This window comes from Myxococcus faecalis (assembly GCF_050039385.1).
GTDB lineage: Bacteria > Myxococcota > Myxococcia > Myxococcales > Myxococcaceae > Myxococcus > Myxococcus fulvus.
Map to the genome: position 1 here is coordinate 8278191 of NZ_CP144336.1, position 16133 is coordinate 8294323.

13 protein-coding genes are annotated in these 16133 nt (G+C 70.9%); 5 read left to right on the forward strand and 8 right to left on the reverse strand.

All coding sequences use genetic code 11. The features are described 5' to 3' along the window. The 5 genes from hscA to VZQ01_RS33435 all read right to left on the reverse strand — a co-directional run bounded on the left by hscA (position 1) and on the right by VZQ01_RS33435 (position 4815). A complete protein-coding gene (gene hscA, locus VZQ01_RS33415; RefSeq protein ID WP_426745661.1) occupies positions 1–1845 on the reverse strand; it encodes a Fe-S protein assembly chaperone HscA in 1845 nt (614 codons plus the stop codon). Then, positions 1842–2390 carry a Fe-S protein assembly co-chaperone HscB gene (gene hscB, locus VZQ01_RS33420; protein WP_223745614.1) on the reverse strand — a complete coding sequence of 183 codons (549 nt, stop codon included), beginning with the start codon at positions 2388–2390 and terminating at the stop codon, positions 1842–1844. The genes hscA and hscB overlap by 4 nt, the downstream gene beginning before the upstream one ends. Positions 2391–2505: 115 nt before the next feature. Next, positions 2506–2907 (reverse strand): HesB/IscA family protein, encoded by a 402-nt coding sequence (locus tag VZQ01_RS33425; RefSeq protein ID WP_141325174.1) that lies wholly within the window; start codon positions 2905–2907, stop codon positions 2506–2508. Between the two features lie 46 nt (positions 2908–2953). Further along, a complete protein-coding gene (gene iscU, locus VZQ01_RS33430) occupies positions 2954–3355 on the reverse strand; it encodes a Fe-S cluster assembly scaffold IscU (RefSeq protein ID WP_015351027.1) in 402 nt (133 codons plus the stop codon). 98 nt (positions 3356–3453) lie between these two features. Further along, a complete protein-coding gene (locus VZQ01_RS33435; protein ID WP_223745867.1) occupies positions 3454–4815 on the reverse strand; it encodes an IscS subfamily cysteine desulfurase in 1362 nt (453 codons plus the stop codon). A 370-nt stretch (positions 4816–5185) separates the two neighbouring features. Between VZQ01_RS33435 and VZQ01_RS33440 the strand changes: the two genes are divergently transcribed. Both VZQ01_RS33440 and VZQ01_RS33445 read left to right on the forward strand, forming a co-directional pair. Then, positions 5186–7012: an SPFH domain-containing protein gene (locus VZQ01_RS33440; RefSeq protein ID WP_223745615.1), complete on the forward strand. Its 1827-nt coding sequence runs from the start codon at positions 5186–5188 to the stop codon at positions 7010–7012. A gap of 67 nt (positions 7013–7079) precedes the next feature. Further along, positions 7080–8522, forward strand: a complete 1443-nt coding sequence (locus VZQ01_RS33445; RefSeq protein ID WP_223745616.1) for a protein-disulfide reductase DsbD family protein — start codon at positions 7080–7082, stop codon at positions 8520–8522. A gap of 33 nt (positions 8523–8555) precedes the next feature. Here the strand turns inward: VZQ01_RS33445 and VZQ01_RS33450 are convergent, their stop codons facing one another. The 3 genes from VZQ01_RS33450 to VZQ01_RS33460 form a co-directional block, all read right to left on the reverse strand. Beyond that, entirely contained in the window at positions 8556–9173 is a 618-nt protein-coding gene (locus VZQ01_RS33450) for a tRNA-uridine aminocarboxypropyltransferase (RefSeq protein WP_426745662.1), read from the reverse strand. Beyond that, complete coding sequence (locus tag VZQ01_RS33455) at positions 9170–9718, reverse strand: hypothetical protein (RefSeq protein WP_141325169.1); 549 nt, start codon at positions 9716–9718, stop codon at positions 9170–9172. The genes VZQ01_RS33450 and VZQ01_RS33455 overlap by 4 nt, the downstream gene beginning before the upstream one ends. A 103-nt stretch (positions 9719–9821) precedes the next feature. Further along, positions 9822–10691, reverse strand: coding sequence for a DMT family transporter (locus VZQ01_RS33460; RefSeq protein ID WP_426745663.1), 870 nt, complete (start codon positions 10689–10691; stop codon positions 9822–9824). A gap of 80 nt (positions 10692–10771) precedes the next feature. Here VZQ01_RS33460 and VZQ01_RS33465 point away from each other — a divergent pair, with 80 nt between their 5' ends. The 3 genes from VZQ01_RS33465 (at position 10772) to VZQ01_RS33475 (ending at position 16103) form a co-directional block, all read left to right on the forward strand. Next, positions 10772–12379 carry a sensor histidine kinase gene (locus VZQ01_RS33465; protein ID WP_223745619.1) on the forward strand — a complete coding sequence of 536 codons (1608 nt, stop codon included), beginning with the start codon at positions 10772–10774 and terminating at the stop codon, positions 12377–12379. 146 nt (positions 12380–12525) lie between these two features. Beyond that, positions 12526–13113 (forward strand): RNA polymerase sigma factor, encoded by a 588-nt coding sequence (locus VZQ01_RS33470; protein ID WP_248544525.1) that lies wholly within the window; start codon positions 12526–12528, stop codon positions 13111–13113. Next, a complete protein-coding gene (locus VZQ01_RS33475) occupies positions 13110–16103 on the forward strand; it encodes a CHAT domain-containing protein (RefSeq protein ID WP_426745664.1) in 2994 nt (997 codons plus the stop codon). Before VZQ01_RS33470 ends, VZQ01_RS33475 begins: the two co-directional genes overlap by 4 nt. The last annotated feature ends 30 nt before the right edge of the window (positions 16104–16133 follow it).

Genomic DNA, 16133 nt, shown 5'->3' on the forward strand with positions numbered 1-16133 from the left:
TCAGTACTCCTCCACCGAGTGGCCAGCGACAACCTGGGTGATGGCCTTGTTCATCACCCGCTCGATGAAGGGCCGGGACGTCTCGTCCAGGGCGTGCACGGCCTCCTTGAGCTTCAGGTAGTCGTTGCCCTGGGCCACCTCTCGCACGCGGGCGATGGCCGCGTCGATGGTGGCCTTCTCGCCGTCCTGGAGCAGCGAGGCGTGCTCGCCCAGCTGACGGTCCGCCTCGGCCAGCACGCGCTCGGCGTCCACCCGCTGCTCGCGCAGCTGCCGGGCCTGGATGTCGTCCTCGGCGTACTCGATGGAGTCGAGCAGCATCCGCTCGATTTCATCCTCGGTGAGGCCGTGGCTGGGCTTGACGGTGATGGACTGGGTGGCGCCGGTGCTCTGCTCCTTCGCGGAGACGGAGAGGATGCCGTCGGCGTCCACCTGGAAGCGCACCTCCACGCGCGCCATGCCGGCGGCGAGCGGGGGGATGCCGGAGAGCGTGAAGCGCGCGAGGCTGCGGTTGTCCTCCACCAGCTCCCGCTCGCCCTGCACCACGTGCACGTCCAGGCCCGTCTGCGCGTCCTTGAACGTGGTGAACACCTGCGCCGCCGCGGTGGGGATGGTGGAGTTGCGCTGGATGAGCTTCTCGGTGATGCCGCCCATCGTCTCGAGCCCGAGCGACAGCGGAATCACGTCCAAGAGCAGCACCTCGTCCTGCCGGTCCGCGTTGGTGAGCAGGTCCGCCTGCACCGCGGCGCCCAGCGCCACCACCTGGTCCGGGTCGATGTCGCCCAGCGGCTCGCGGCCGAACATCTCCGCCACGAAGCGGCGCACCGCCGGCACACGCGTGGAGCCGCCCACCAGGATGACACCGTCCAGCTCGCCCGCCGCCACGCCCGCGTCCTTCAGGGCCCGGCGGCACACGATGCCCGTCTTCGCCACCAGCGGCTGGATCCAGGCGTCGAAGTCCGCGCGCTTCACCGCGTGCGTCCGGCCATCCACCGTGACGGTGGCCTCGGCAGCGTCGGTGAGGGCCTCCTTGGCCTTGCGCGAGGACGCGAGCGCCTCGGCGACCAGGGCAGGGGAGGGCTCGGTGATTCCGAGCGCCTCGAACACCTTCGTGGCAATCGCCCGGTCGAAGTCGTCGCCGCCCAGGGCCGAGTCGCCGCCGGTGGACTTCACCTCGAAGACGCCGTCCACCAGCTTGAGGATGGAGATGTCGAAGGTGCCGCCGCCCAGGTCGTAGACGGCGAAGGTGCCCTGGCTGCCCTTGTCCAGGCCGTACGCGAGCGCGGCGGCGGTGGGCTCGTTGAGCAGGCGCAGCACCTCCAGGCCCGCGAGCCTCCCCGCGTCCTTGGTGGCCTGGCGCTGGGCGTCGTCGAAGTATGCCGGCACGGTGATGACGGCCTGCTCCACCTTGCTGGAGAACTGCGCCTCGGCGCGGCGCTTCAGCGCACGCAGGATTTCGCCGGAGACCTCGATGGGCGTCACCGGGTTGCCGCCCGACACGTCGAAGCGGACCACCTTGGCGCCGGGGACGAACTTGTAGTGGCCCAGCTTGCGCGTCTCGGCGTCCTCGGGGCCTCGGCCCATGAAGCGCTTCACCGACGCGATGGTGTCCGTGGGGTGTGAGGCCGCGAGCGCGCGCGCCCGGACGCCCACCACCACGCCGCCGTCCTGGCCGTAGTGCACCACCGAGGGGAGCAGCAGCGAGTCCCCCTCGTCCACCGGGACGCAGCGGGGCTTGCCCTGCGTCACCGCCGCCACCAGCGAGTGGGTGGTGCCCAGGTCGATGCCCACCGCCTGGCCCTTGGGCTTGAGCGGATCATGGATCTGCAGGTAGCCGTTCTTGCTCACGACAGACTCTCCTCCTCGAACGCTTCCACCTGCTCGAGAAAGCGCGTGAAGTAGCGCACCCGACCCAGGGCATGCGACGCCTTTCTCACCGGAGACTGTGAGTCACCCTCGCCCTCCAGGGCGCGCAGGGCACCGGCCGCCTCGTCGAGCGCCGCCTTGCGCCGCCCCTCCACCTGGGTGCCCATGGCCTGCACCCGCGCCAGGTCCTTCTTCTCCATGGCGGTGTCGAGCGCCTCGCGCAGCTCCATGACCTCCTCGAGGAACTCCAGGGGCATGTCCTTCTGCGCGCCCGCGTCCTCTCGGTCCAGGTCCACGCCGTGGAGCTTGAGCAGGTAGAAGGCGCGGCGCACCGGGTCCTTGAGCGCCTTGAAGGCCTCGTTGAGGGCGGTGGTGCCCTCCAGGGCCTTGAGGCGCTCGCGCGCGTCGGCCTGGGCCACGCGGTCCGGATGCAGCTGGAGCGACAGCTCGCGGTACTGCTTCTCCAGCGCCGGCACGTCCACGTCATAGGCGCGCGGCAGCCCGAAGACGTCGAAGTGGGTCCTCACTCGGTGTGCTCCATGGGGGCAGGGGGCGGATAAACGAAAGGGGCCCGGCGGCTGGCCGGACCCCGCGTGACTGGAGGTCCCCCGCGCGAGGCGAGGGACGAGGGCTGTCCCCACGTCAGACGGAGAAGCTCTCTCCGCAGCCGCACGCGGCCTTGATGTTGGGGTTGTTGAGCTTGAAGCCGGAGGCCATGAGCGTCTGCTCGAAGACCAGCTCCGTGCCGATGAGGTACAGGTAGCTCTTCGGGTCCACGAAGACGCGCACGCCGTCCTTCTCGAAGATCTTGTCGCGCTCGCGGGCCTTCTCGGACCACTCCATGGAGTACTGGAGGCCCGAGCACCCGCCGCCCTTCACGGCCAGCCGCAGGCCGGCCTCGGGCGTCTGGCGCTGCTCCAGGAGCTCCTTGAGCCGCGCCACGGCGCTGTCCGCCACGACGATGCCCTTGGGGGCGGCCTTGGCCACGGGCGCCGCGTTGGCCACCGGGCCGGGCGTCATCTGCTGGGTCGCCTGTTCGCTCATGGGTTCACCTCCTGGAGTCATGTGGAGAGCACCGTGCTCCCAGGACTCAAGATGCCTGGGCCTTGCGCGCGGCGCGCTTCTTCTTGAAGTCCTCGATGGCCGCCTTGATGGCGTCCTCGGCGAGGACCGAGCAGTGGATCTTCACCGGCGGCAGCGCCAGCTCCCGGGCCACGTCCTTGTTGGAGATGGTCATCGCCTGGTCCACCGTCTTGCCCTTCACCCACTCGGTGACGAGCGACGAGGACGCGATGGCGGAGCCACAGCCGAAGGTCTTGAACCGCGCGTCCTCGATGAGGCCGTCGTCCGAGATCTTCAGCTGCAGGCGCATCACGTCGCCGCACGCGGGCGCGCCGACCAGACCCGTGCCCACGTTCGGGTCTTCCTTGTCCATCGTCCCGACGTTGCGGGGGTTCTCGTAGTGGTCGATGACCTTGTCGCTGTAAGCCATGCCAACTCCTTCAACCGATGCTTCGCACCAAAGGTTCCGGCGAGCAATGCCCACCGTCCGGGGAGCCATGCGCCCCGCTGATTGCTCGGGAAGGCGCGCTAATGCGCCGTCCACTCGATGCTCTTGAGGTCGATGCCTTCCTTGGCCATCTCGTACAGCGGGCTCATGTCGCGCAGCTTGCGCACCTTGTCCACGACGAGCTGGACGACGTAGTCGACCTCCTCCTCCGTGGTGAAGCGCCCCAGGCCGAAGCGGATGGAGCTGTGCGCCAGCTCCTCATCCACGCCCAGCGCGCGCAGCACATACGAGGGCTCCAGCGAGGCGGACGTGCACGCGGAGCCGGACGACACCGCCACGTCCTTGATGCCCATCATCAGGGACTCGCCCTCGGCGTGGGCGAAGGAGATGTTGAGGTTGCCCGGCAGGCGGTGCTCCAGCGAGCCGTTGATGATGGTCATGTCCAGCGCGTCCGTGAGGCCCTTGCGCAGCTTCTCGCGCAGCCGGAGGATCCGCGCGGACTCCTCGGCCAGCTCCTCGCGCGCCAGCTGCGCCGCGTGGCCGAAGCCGACGATGGCCGACACGTTGAGCGTGCCCGAGCGCATGCCGCGCTCATGGCCGCCGCCGTCGATGATGGGGGCGATGCGCACGCGCGGCTTGCGGCGCACGTACAGCGCGCCGATGCCCTTGGGGCCGTACATCTTGTGCGAGGTGATGGAGGCCAGGTCCACCTTCATGGCCTCGACATCGAAGGGCACCTTGCCGATGCCCTGCACCGCGTCGCAGTGGAAGAGGATGCCCTTCTTGCGGCACAGCGCGCCAATCTCCGCGATGGGCTGCACCACGCCAATCTCGTTGTTGGCGAACATGATGGAGACCAGCACCGTGCGAGGCGTCATCGCCTCCTCGAGCTTCTCCAGGTTGACCCGGCCGTCCTGCTCCACGTCCAGGTACGTCACGCGCGCGCCGCCGGTGGGCAGGTCCGCCCACTTCTTGTACGTCGCGTCGTTCTCCAAATCATGCTTCGCGGAGAGCTCCGCCACCTCCTCGGGCGACACGTCGCGCTCGGCGAGCTGCGACAGGCGCAAGAGCTTGAGCTCGTCCAGGCGCTCCTGGCGCACGCGCTCCAGGCGCTTGCAGGTGTCCAGGATGGCCTTGTGCTCGGTCTTCAGGGTGATGATGTGGTCACCCTTCGACTTGTAGTACTCGATGACCCCCTTGATGGCCAGGTTGTCGGACTCGGTGGCGCCGGAGGTGAAGACGATCTCCTGCTCCGTCGCGCCGATGAGCTCCGCCACCTGCTGCCGGGCCTTCTTCACCGCCGCCTCGGCCTTCCAGCCGAACACGTGGTTGCGGCTGGACGCGTTGCCGAAGTCCTCGCGCAGATAGGGGAGCATCACGTCCAGCACGCGCGGGTCCAGTGGCGTGGTGGCGTGGTTGTCCATGTAGATCGGCAGCTTCACCATTGCGTCCCACACCTTCCTGAAGGGGCTTGCGACTGCCCCCGCACCCCGGCGCCACCCAGGGGGCGCGCTGCGGCGGGCATACACCGTCACACATGAATGTGGACCGGACTGGTCAATTATAAAATCGGGTGCCCTCGGGTCAAGCGAACATAAGGCGTACGGGAGACCCGCTGGGACTGGCCGGAAGGAGGGGCTGTCGGCGTTGGAACGGCCGCGCCGGGGTGGATCACCCGGGTGGGCCGTCCTGGCGCGGGGTGGTCCGGAATGGGGCGAGGCGGGGGCCTCATCGCGCGCAAGCGGCTGATTTCCCGAGGGGCGTGGGGCTGGCCGGGGGGCTGCAACCGGGGCGCGTCGCCAGGAGGCAGGCATGAGCGCGAACGCGAAGCGGGTGAAGGAGTCGTCGGAGTCGACAGAGCAGGGCCGTGCACAGCTCGTCCGGATGGAGGGGGGCGGTGGGGGGATGGATAAGAACCGTTACTCGGACGGCTGGCGTGCGGGGAAGCCCGCGGAGGACCCGGAGAAGATGAAGCGCTGGGGCCTCATCACCGCCCGGCCGAGCGAGTTCCTGGTCCACATGCGCCGCGGCCGCGTGCGCGACATCAGCGGTCAGGGGGCCAGCTGCTTCAAGCTGCCGGGCGACTCGGTGGCGATCGTCCCCACCAGCATCCAGCGGCTGCAGTTCACCGCGGACCAGGTGACGAGCGAGAAGGTGGGCGTGCAGGTGACGGGCCTGGCGGTGTACCGCATCGCGGATCCGCTGGTGGCCTTCCGCATGCTGAACTTCTCCTTTCCGGAGCGGGCGCAGGAGAAGCTTGCGGAGCTCTTGCGCGAGATGTTCGTGGGCGCCGCGCGCAGGCTGGTGGCGAACCTCTCCGTGGAGGAGTGCCTGTCCCGGCGCAAGGAGGGCATCGCCGCGGAGCTGATGCGCGAGATCGCGCCGGTGCTGTCGGGGCAGGGGCGCCTGGCGGACTCGACGGACGCGGGCTGGGGCGTGCTGCTGGACACGATTGAGATCCAGGACGTGCGCGTCCTGTCGTCCACCGTCTTCGAGAACATGCAGGCGCGCTTCCGCCGCGAGCAGGAGCGCCAGGCCCGCGAGGCGGAGCTGGCCAAGGAGCGCTTCGTCCACCGCGAGGAGACGGAGGCCGAGCGGCAGCTGAGCCTCCAGAAGCTCGAGGCCGAGGACGAGGTGCGCCAGCGCCGGCAGACCGCGGACGAGCAGTCGCGGCTGGAGACGCTGGCCGTCGAGGCGCGCGTGGCCGAGGCGAAGCTCGCCCAGGAGCGCACGCTCAAGCAGGAGCAGGCCACGGTGGAGCGCGAGGTGGCGCTCACCAAGCTCGCCGCCGAGCAGGACGTGCGTCAGAAGAAGCAGGTGGCCGACGAGCAGGCCAAGCTGGAGGCGCTCACCGCCGAGGCGCGGCTGGCCGAGGCGAAGATCGTCTCCGAGCGGCAGCTGGCGACGAGCCGCGCGCAGGTGGAGATGGAGAAGCTGTCGCGCGAGCAGGAGCTGGAGGGGGCCCGCGCGCGCATCGCCCTGGAGAAGCTCAAGCGCGAGCAGGACGCGGACGTGGGCCGCGCGAAGCTGGAGCTGGAGAAGCAGAAGCTGTTGCAGGAGGCCGAGGCCGCCCAGGCGCGCTTCGAGCTGGTGCGGCTGCAGCGCGAGCAGGAGACCGAGAGCGCCAAGGCGACCATCGAGCTGGAGCGGCTGCGCCGTGAGCAGGAGCAGCAGAACGCGCTGGCGCAGATGGAGCTGGAGCGGCTGCGTCGGGAGCAGGAGCAGGCGGCGGCCCGGCACGAGGGGCAGCTGGCCGAGCAGCTCCAGGAGGTGGAGAAGCTCAAGGCGCAGCTGCAGGTGGTGCAGTCGCGGCGCGGCATCGCGGAGGCGGAGGTGGCCATCGCGGAGCTGGAGGTGCGGCGGGAGAACGCGCGGCAGGAGCTGGAGCTGTCGCGGGCCCGGGCCCTGCGGGACATCGAGAACACCATCAGCCCGGAGGTCATCCAGATGACGCTGGCGCAGCAGCTCCCCCAGGTGGCGGCCGCGTTCCAGCAGAAGATGGGCGAGGTCCACGTCACGGCGGTGGATGGGGCGAACCCCTTTGGCTACATCGCCGCCGCGGTGGAGGGCGTCATGGGGCTGGCGCGGTCCGCGGGCCTGAAGGTGCCCGCCTCCTCGCTTGCCCCCACGGCGCAGTAGCCCCCGGGCCGGGGCCTGCGTATACAAAGCGGGCCCTTTTTGCTGGGGATGACGGAAGAGAGCGCGCATGGATGCCAAGAAGCTCGGGTTGATGGCCGTACTGGCCGGCGTGGCGGTGGTGGTGGTGCCGTGGCTGTTGCCCACCGGCCCCAGCACGGAGCTCGACGCGGCGCGTTTCCTGGAGTCCGGCAGCCTCTTCCTCGGCGCGGCCATCGTCTTCGGCGGCGGGCTGCTCACCGCGCTGACGCCCTGCGTCTACCCGCTCATCCCCATCACGGTCTCCGTCTTCGGCGCCCGCAAGGCGGAGAGCCGGGGCAAGGCGATGCTGCTCACCACGTCCTACATCGTGGGCATGGGCGTGGTGTTCAGCGGGCTGGGCATCCTGGCGGCGAAGACGGGCCAGGCGTTCGGCTCGATGTTGGGGCACCCCGCGGTGGTGACGGGGCTGGCGGTGTTCCTGCTGTTGCTCGCCTCGTCGATGTTCGGCGCGTTCGAGCTGGCGCTGCCGTCGGGGCTGCAGACGCGGCTGAACTCGGTGGGCGGCGCGGGGGTGGCGGGCGCGTTCCTGATGGGCAGCGTGTCGGGCTTCCTGGCGGCGCCGTGCACGGGGCCGGTGCTCACGGGGCTGCTCGCCTTCGTGGCGAAGACGGCGAACGTGACGCTCGGCGCGTCGCTGCTGTTCATCTACGCCTTGGGCATCGGCGTGCCGTTCTTCATCCTCGGGGTGTCCACGGTGAGGCTGCCCAAGAGCGGCGTGTGGATGGAGTGGGTGAAGAGCGTGCTGGGCATCATGCTCGTCGCGCTGGCGTTCAGCTACCTGAAGGACGCGTCGCCGTGGGCGCGTGACGTGGTGAAGGCGGCGGGCGCGGAGCTGGGGCGTCTGCCGGGCGCGGCGCTGGCGGGGGGGCTCGCGGTGGTGGGCGTGCTCCTGGGCGCGGTGCACCGCTCGTTCAAGGAAGGCGCGCGCGACTTCTCGTTCAAGGCGTTCGGTGTGGCGCTGGTGGTGGTGGCGCTGATGGTGCGCGGCGGCGCGCTGGACGCGGGCCCGGTGGGTGAGCTGTGGGTGCGCCTGGGCATGGCCGAGCGTCCGCGTGCGCCGACGTGGGCGTGGGACCACGTGATGCCCGCGAAGAAGGCGACCTTCTCCCGCGAGGCGTTCGACCAGGTGCTGGCCCAGGCGAAGGCCGAGGGGCGGCCGGTGCTCATCGACTTCTTCGCGGACTGGTGCGCGGCCTGCAAGGAGCTGGACCGCGAGACGTACCCGGCGCCGCAGGTCATCTCGCAGTCGTCCGAGGGGCAGTTCCTCACCATCAAGATCGACGCGACGAACAGCGACGACGCGCTCGACGCGCTGATGGAGCGCTTCGGCGTGGAGGGCCTGCCCACGGTGGCCTTCGTGTCGCAGACGGGCACGGAGCTCAAGCGCCCGCGCGTCACCGGCTTCCTGGAGCCCGTGCCGTTCGCCGAGCAGATGCGCAAGGCGCGCTGCACCGAGGGCGCCTCCTGCTGAGTCCGCTGTCCGCTTCGTGAGACGACGCGACGCTCAGTCGCAGTCGTCCTCGTCACACGAAGGCGCGGGGCCCCGGCCGCGGCTCGCGAGCACGCGGTCGATCATCTTCTCGTGCAGGTCGTAGAGCGGGCGGGACACGTCCTCACCCTCCAGGTACGTGAGCGCGCCGGCGATGGCCTCAATCGTCGACATGCCGTCCGGATGCGGCGGCCTGCGCAGCCGGCGTGAATCCAGGGGCGGCGGAGGCAGCTTCAGTCCGGGCAGCCTGCGCAACCCCGGCAGCCGCTGCACCATGCGGCGCGCCTGTCCCCAGCTGCCATCCAGGACGATGAGCCGCCGGGGCTTCTCGGCCTCCGGCGCGGCCGTCTGCTGCGCGTCCGGGAAGAGCAACCACGTGGAGCCGTCGTCCTCCAGCACCGACGCATCGAAGCGCTGACCCGGCGAGCCATACGAGACGATGTGACAGCGCGGCAGCGCGAGCGCCGCCATGCGCGCGGTGTTCGTCGACTTGAGTGTCTCCTTGTGGTGCCGGATGACGAGCAGCTCCGTGCGCGTGGGGATGCTCGGCAGCTCGGCGCACAGGCACAGCGGGGAAGGCAGGAAGCAGCGCGGACAGCGGCCCGCGAGGTCCTCCGGAGTTCGAGACCTCATTTCCCCTGACGGTAGCGCTCCATCAGGACGCGCGCCTCACGAAGCTTCTCCTCCACGAAGCGGTCATCCGCGTCCGGCTCGTAGTCCGCGTCCGGCACGTCGAGCTGGAAGATGGCGGAGAGCAGGATGGGCGCGACCTCCAGCCACTCGGCCGTGCGGTTGAGCGCGGCCTGCCGACGGCCCGCGAAGGTCTCCGGTCCATCCTCCGGCCCGCAGCGACAGATGCGCGCCGAGTCTCCGGAGACGTCCACGTAGAGCCCCAGCACCTCGGCGTCGACCTCGGCCGCCAGCGCGCACGTGGCCTCGCTGACGTACGCGGCCATGGCCTGCGCCGCCGAGCGCTCCGTGAGCGAGCGCACCAGGTACACCTGCCACCCGGCCTCCGACAGCGCCCCAGACTCCTGGATGGGCGTCAGCTCCGCGGGCGGGGCCTGGATGCGCGACAGCAGCCGTCGCACGGGCGCCTCCAGCCGCTCCAGCCTCGCGCTCGACGCGGGGCAGAAGAAGAGGACGCGGTACTCACGACTGTCTGCTGCGGTTTCCATGGGCATACGGCGTCGCAAGCACGGCGCTGCGGGGAGGAGCTGCGTTGGCCCAAGAGGACCAAAGGATTCCCCGACCTTGCAAGTGGGGAGTTGGGTGGAGATTTCAAGACGTGGCGGACGGGAGGGCCATGCTTGACGCGGGCGCCCGACGCTCGGAGGCGACCCAGACCCCCGCGGCCAGCACCAGGAGTCCCCCCGCCACGCCCACGGGTGTGAGCGCCTCGGAGAAGACGGCCCAGCCCACCAGGGAGGCCGTGAGCGGCTCCAGGTACGTCAACGCCCCGGCCGCCGCCGTGGGCACACGGCTCAGCCCCGCATTGAAGAGGCACGTCCCGGCAAGGCCGCACACCGCGCCCCCGGCGAGCACCTGGAGGGTGGCCGGGTCCAGCGCGGTCGGCAGCGCGTCCGTCCCGGCGATGAGAAGCAGCACCCCGGCGGACACCGGCGCGTGCAGCGAGGCCACGGCCAGGGGTGAGTAGGCTCGCGTCGCCGCCTTCGTCCCCAGGACGATGGCCGCGAAGAACAGGGCGCTGCCCGCGCCGAGCGCCGCCGTCATCCCCGTTCCTCCCTGTCCGTCGGGCCGGCCGATGAGCATCACCAGCCCCGCCAGCGTTACGGGCCCGGCCACCAGGGCCCGCACGGAGCGCTTCTCCCCCAGCACCCAGGGCGCGGCGAGCGCGAGCAGCAGGGGCGCGAGATAGTGCGTGAGCACGGCCACCGACACGGGGCCCCGCTTCATGGCGGCGAAGAACAGGCTGATGTTGGCCGCGTCCGCCAGGGCCACGACGAGCAGGGCCACGGTGGCGCGCCGGTCATGGAGCGGGGCGCCGCGCAGCAGCAGGGGCACCGGCAGCGACATGGCGACCAGCGCCAGGAACGCGTTCTGCGCCCAGGACAGGCCCGCGGGCCGGAGGAAGAGGGACCAGCACCCCCACAGGGTGGCCCCTGCCGCGACCATCGCGAAATGCCGCACTGCTCATGACTCCTGGTGACGTCGGAGCGCCTCGAGGCGCCGACGGGGCGCACACTAGGAACATCTGCCACACTCCGTCCATGGGGCCCCTGTTCGCCTACAGCCTGGTGCCGGTCCTGTCGGTGTCGCTCCTCTTGTGTTTCACGGCCGCGCTGCGAGGCCGCGACGCCGCGGGGCTGACGCTGTACTGCCTGGCCACCGCGTTCTGGAGCGGCTCGCTGCTGCTGCTGTGCGTGCCCCAGGCCGCGTGGCTCGGTGAGCGCTTCGCCGCCAGTGGCGCCTTCACCGCCGCCGCCTTCTTCCACACCGCGCAGGACGTCTCGCGCCAGCGCTCCCCCCGGCTGGTGGTGCTCGCGTACGTCGTGGCCACCGTCGTCACGCTGGTGGGGGCGCTCTTCCCGGACGCGCTGTACGGCCCCCTGGCGATGAGGCGGGGGCCGCTGTTCTGGCCCACCATGGCGCTGTCGGTCTCCGCGGCGGGCGTGCCCCTGGTGCTCCTGGCGCGCTCGTACCGCAAGGAGACGCCCGAGCGTCGACCGCTCCTGCGCAGCCTGGGCATTGTCGGCGCGCTCGCGTACTCGGGCGGGCTGGCCACGGCGCTGCTCCTGTCCGCCGGCTACGCGCTGCCCTTCGGCATGTACCTGGTGCTGGCCTCGCTGCTGGTGCTCGTGCACGTCATCAACGCGCACCAGCCGCCCTCCGAGCGCAGGCTCCTGGAGCGCAGCCTCGTCTACTCGGCGATGGCGGCGGTGCTGTCCGCGGGCTTCCTCTTCGGCGTGCTGACGCTGATGGCGGGCAGCGGCCAGCCCTTCCTCGCCGAGTACCGCGCGGGCGCCTTCTTCCTGCTCGCCCTGGCGGCGCTCGCCTTCGAGCCCCTGCGCCAGGGGCTCCAGGAGTGGCTGGGACGCAGGCTGCTGCGAGGGCGCGCCACGGGCACGGAGCTGGTGGCGGCGCTGGCGGAGCAGGAGACCCGCGCGGACCAGGCCGCGCGCCTGGCGGAGCTGGGGCAGTTCTCCTCGGCCGTGGCCCACGAGGTGCGAAACCCGCTGGGCGTGCTCGCCGCGCAGCTGAAGCTGCTGGAGCGCCAGGGCGCGGACGCGGACACCCTGGCCGGCATGCGCGAGCAGATTTCCCGCGCGGGGCACTTCGTCGACGAGCTGTTGCGTTATGGCCGGCCCCGCCCGCTGGAGCTGCGCCGGGTGGATGTCCATGCCACGGTGGCGCTGGCGTACTCCACCGCGCGACAGGGATTGGGCACCCTGGCGCCGGATGTCTCCTTTGACCTGGAGGAAGGCGAGCCCCTGGCCGTCGAGGCGGACCAATCCCAGCTCTCCCAGGTGTTTGTCATTGTCCTGGAGAATGCCTTGCTCGCGCTGGGGGAGGTCGCGCGGCCCAGGCTCCAGGTCCGCCTGTCTCAATCCGACACGATGCTCCAGGTCCACGTGGAGGACAGCGGTCCGGGCATCCCACCGGAGCTGTTGCCCCGGCTGTTCCAGCCCTTCGTCACGGGGCGGCGGCGCGAGGGTCCTCGTCCGGGGACAGGGCTGGGATTGGCCATCGCTCGAGGCATCCTGGAGCGCCACGGAGGCACCGTGCGGGCCAGCCGCTCCGAGTCGCTGGGGGGCGCATGTTTCACCCTCACGTTGCCGCTGAAGCAGCCCGCACCGCTCTCCGCCGCTGCGTCATGACACCCCGCGGGGCCGTGTCGTGTTGTCATCACAACACCCCACCTTGGACGTTCCCTCCTCATCCCAGGGGTGGCGTGTTTGTAAGAATAAGGGGGTGTCGGCAATAAAGCAGACCTGACGCGTTCTCTGGTCAAGGAGGAGGGGCAATGCGCTCGAGGCCGCGATTGAGGGTGGTGGAGCCTCCGTCAGGGGAGCCAGGCTCGGACTTCGAGGCCTTCGCCCGTCAGTATCAGCCGCTGTTGTTTGCCATTCTTCGCAAGTACTGTGTCGGGATTGAACACGAAGTGGAGGACTTGGTGCACGATGTATTGCTTCGTGCGCTCCTCCGGTGGGAGCACCTACAGCGATGGGACTCCTTCAAGCAGCGCTCTTGGCTGGGGCGGGTGGCGGAGAACTGTTTCCTGGACCGGTGTCGGCGTCGCCGCAGTGAGTCGGACCGGCTGCGGGGGCTGCTCGAGCTGGCGGTGGACGCGGAGGAGCACGACGCGCTGGAGCAGGACGAGCTCTGGGGCTACGTCGGCGTGGAGGACTTGCGGTGGGCGCTGAGCTTCCTGAGCCCCACCTTGCGTCGGACCTTCGAGCTGTATCTCCAAGGGTGGTCCTACTCGCGAATCGCCCGGGAGACGGGCGTGGCGCCGGGCACGGTGGGGGCGCGGCTGCACCACGCGCGGTTGGAGCTGCGCGAGGTCTTGAGGGAGACGGCTGAGCGGCGTCGGCGGGAGCGGAGGCAATGACGGTTGATTGCAAGGACTTGCAACGCTTCCTCGATGGACAGATGCAGGCTCGGGAGCAGGGGAGGTTCCGACATCATCTGGGGGGCTGCGGCGCGTGCGAGGCGCGCTTCCGGGAGTCGATGCAGCTCGAGCTGCTCGCGCACCTCGCGCAGGCGCAGGAGGTGGCCTCGTCGGACGCGCCCGCGCCATCGGCGCCCGCGGAGCGGCGGGCTCGGCGGACGTGGCTCCGGGGGCTGCGCGGGCTCGAGGTGTTGGTGGCGGGCGTCGCGGTGTGGATGATTCTGCCCTTCTCCCTCCCGTGGGGCGGGGCGCAGAGCGCCTGGCTGTCCGCGGAAGGCCCTCGCGTGCTGGAGGGGCGGGTGACGTATCGGGCGGTGGATGCCCACCATCGACCGTATGTGCCGGACCGGGGGGCTGACGCGGCGCAATCGCCGGTGCCCTCGCTGCCGCTGCAGGACTTGTGGCGGATGGAGGCGCGCGGAGATCTCCACGGCGTTGCCACGGCCTATCTGCTCCATGGCGCGCCCCGACAGGCACAGGCCTTCTTGAAGCGCATGCCCGCCTCGGCGGACCGGGATTGCGACCTGGCGCTGCTGGCCCTGGAGCAGGCGCGACAGGAGGGCTCGCTTGACACCCGACCGGCGCGGCTGGAGGAAGCGCTGGAGCTGCTCTCGGGGGTCCTGCGCGAGTGGCCTCGACACCCCCAGGCCCTGTGGAACCGGGCCCTGGCGTTGAGCGAGCTGGGGCTGCCGCTCCTGGCGGCCGACGCGTTCGGTGAGGTCGCCCGGTTGGGGGAGCCCGGGTGGAGCGAGGAGGCGGCGCAGCGCGAGCGCATGCTTCGCGAGTCCACCTCGCTGCGCGCCCGGGCCTGGAAGGACGCCTACGAGTCGGTGCGGGAGCTGGTGACGGATTCGTCCGCGCCCCTGCCGCTCGCCGCGGCGCGTGAGCATCCCGGCATCCTCCGGCTCGGCTTCTACGATGCGGTGAGGGCGGCGCCCTCGCGTGAGGCGGTGCTGCGCCTGGAGCCGCTGGCGCGCGTGCTCGACGACCGCTACGGCGGGAGCGTCCTTCGCACGTGGCTCGCGCGAGTCGCGGAGCGGGACTTCACGCACCGGGGGCCGCTCGCGCGGTTGTATGGGCGGCTCGTGATGGGCTCGCTCGCTCCGGCGGGTGAGGTGCTGGAGACGCTCCGGCGCTCGGGCGAGGAGGACTTGTATCTGGGCGCGCTGGTCCTCGCGGACTCACAGCGGCAGCCCGTCGACTCGCAGGCGGTGATTCGTCTGGCGCGCGCCTCCGGGGACCCGTGGATGCGGGTCCTCGCGGACCAGGAGCAGGCGAAGCTCTGGCAGCGCGAGGGCCAGTGGTGGAAGGCCGAGCAACGCTTGTTGGATGCGCTGGATACCTGCCAGAAGCAGGGGTTGGTGTACCGCTGCCTGGGCCTGCAGCGGAGGCTCGCCGACCTCTACCTGGACCAGCACCGCCCCGCGGAGGCCTTCCAGCACGCGTGGAAGGGGTGGGCGCGCGCGCTGGAGGCCCGGGAGTGGCGCTTCGAGCAGGAGTTCCTCCAGGAGCTGGCGGACGTGGCGCGCTACCAGCACGCGTTCACCACCGCGCGCGCGTATCTGGAGGAGTCCCTGGGCCGCATGCCGGAGGACTGCGCCCAGCGCACGCATGTGCATCGGACCGTGGCGTTGCTGGAGTGGCAGCGCTTCCGACCGGAGGCCGCGCGCGCGGCGCTGGAGCGCGCGATGGAGTGCGAGCGGCCGCTGGGGCTGACGGGCGCCTGGGTGTTGTCGGAGATGGCGCGCTCGGTGCCCCGGCCGCAGGACGGCGCGCTGCTGCGTCGGGCCCTGGCTGACTTGCGACGGGGGCCTGTCTCTCCCGGGCTGGAGTCGCTGCTGCTCGTCATCGAGGGGCAGTTCCTGCTCGCGCAACCGGGCAGCTCCGGCCGTGAGCTGGTGCATCGGGCACTGTCGATGGCGGACCTCGAGCCGGACAGCGTCGATGCGCGCAAGGCCCGCGCCTTCGGCTACTCCGCGCTGCTCTCCGATGCGGGGCGCACGGGGGCGTGGGATGAAGCCCTGACGCTGATGGCACACGAGCTGCGTGTGGAGCCCGTGGCGCAGCGCTGCCTGCTCGCGGTGTCCGTGCAACACGAGCGGACCCTCGTCCTCGTGCGTGGGCCCTTGGGAGAGCTGAAGGGGGCGTACTCCACGGGGCGCCAGTTGCCGCTGCGCGACGAGGCCACGGGCCTGGTGCCCGCCGAGCTGGTGAAGGAGCTGTCGGGCTGCGACCACGTCGACGTGCTCACCCGTCCTCCGGTCCATGGGCTCGCGGGGTTGTTGCCGGACTCGCTCGCGTGGAGCTACCGCGTGGGGCGGGGGGCGCGGGGAGTGCCTGCTCGCACCGGGCCCTCGACCCACCTGGTCGTCACCGAGGTGGCGAGCCCGCCTTCCCTGCGGCTGTCGAGGCTGGCCCCGTTGACGCCGCCTCGCGTGCCGGACCCGTGGCGCGTGGAGCTGCGCGGCGCGGAGGCGACACCCACGCGCGTGCTCTCCGAGATGGCCCAGGCGTCGGAGGTGGAGCTCCACACGCATGGGCTGTTCAGCGCGTCCCAGTCGGATGCGTCCATGGTGGTGCTCGCGCCGGAGGCCGACGGCAGCTACGTGCTGACGGTCGACAAGGTCCGCCAGGCGCGGTTGAGCCACGCGCCGCTGGTGTTGCTGGCCACCTGTGGGGCCGCGAGGACGGCGCCCTTTCCCCACGAGTCCTTCAGCCTCCCCATGGCCTTCATCGAGGCGGGCGCGAGCGCGGTGCTGGCGGCGTCCGTGGAGATTCCCGACTCCGCGGGCGCCTTCTTCGAGCGGGTGCGCGAGCGCATCCGCGCGGGAGAGCGCCCCTCGGTGGCGTTGAGGGACTTGCGCGCCTCATGGTTGCTCGAGCGCCCCGACGACGCCCGCTGGCTGTCGCGCGTGCTGCTGTTCGAGTGAGCCCTCCTCGCGGCACGCGCGCTCCCTGCC

What these genes read in the sequence shown, in the direction of transcription:
- VZQ01_RS33450 (WP_426745662.1), bottom strand. Translation starts at nt 9,173, where the DNA reads ATGAGGTCTCGAACTCCGGAGGACCTCGCGGGCCGCTGTCCGCGCTGC.
- VZQ01_RS33445 (WP_223745616.1), top strand. Translation starts at nt 7,080, where the DNA reads ATGGATGCCAAGAAGCTCGGGTTGATGGCCGTACTGGCCGGCGTGGCG.
- VZQ01_RS33455 (WP_141325169.1), bottom strand. Translation starts at nt 9,718, where the DNA reads ATGGAAACCGCAGCAGACAGTCGTGAGTACCGCGTCCTCTTCTTCTGC.
- VZQ01_RS33440 (WP_223745615.1), top strand. Translation starts at nt 5,186, where the DNA reads ATGAGCGCGAACGCGAAGCGGGTGAAGGAGTCGTCGGAGTCGACAGAG.
- VZQ01_RS33475 (WP_426745664.1), top strand. Translation starts at nt 13,110, where the DNA reads ATGACGGTTGATTGCAAGGACTTGCAACGCTTCCTCGATGGACAGATG.
- iscU (WP_015351027.1), bottom strand. Translation starts at nt 3,355, where the DNA reads ATGGCTTACAGCGACAAGGTCATCGACCACTACGAGAACCCCCGCAAC.
- VZQ01_RS33465 (WP_223745619.1), top strand. Translation starts at nt 10,772, where the DNA reads ATGGGGCCCCTGTTCGCCTACAGCCTGGTGCCGGTCCTGTCGGTGTCG.
- VZQ01_RS33470 (WP_248544525.1), top strand. Translation starts at nt 12,526, where the DNA reads ATGCGCTCGAGGCCGCGATTGAGGGTGGTGGAGCCTCCGTCAGGGGAG.
- VZQ01_RS33425 (WP_141325174.1), bottom strand. Translation starts at nt 2,907, where the DNA reads ATGAGCGAACAGGCGACCCAGCAGATGACGCCCGGCCCGGTGGCCAAC.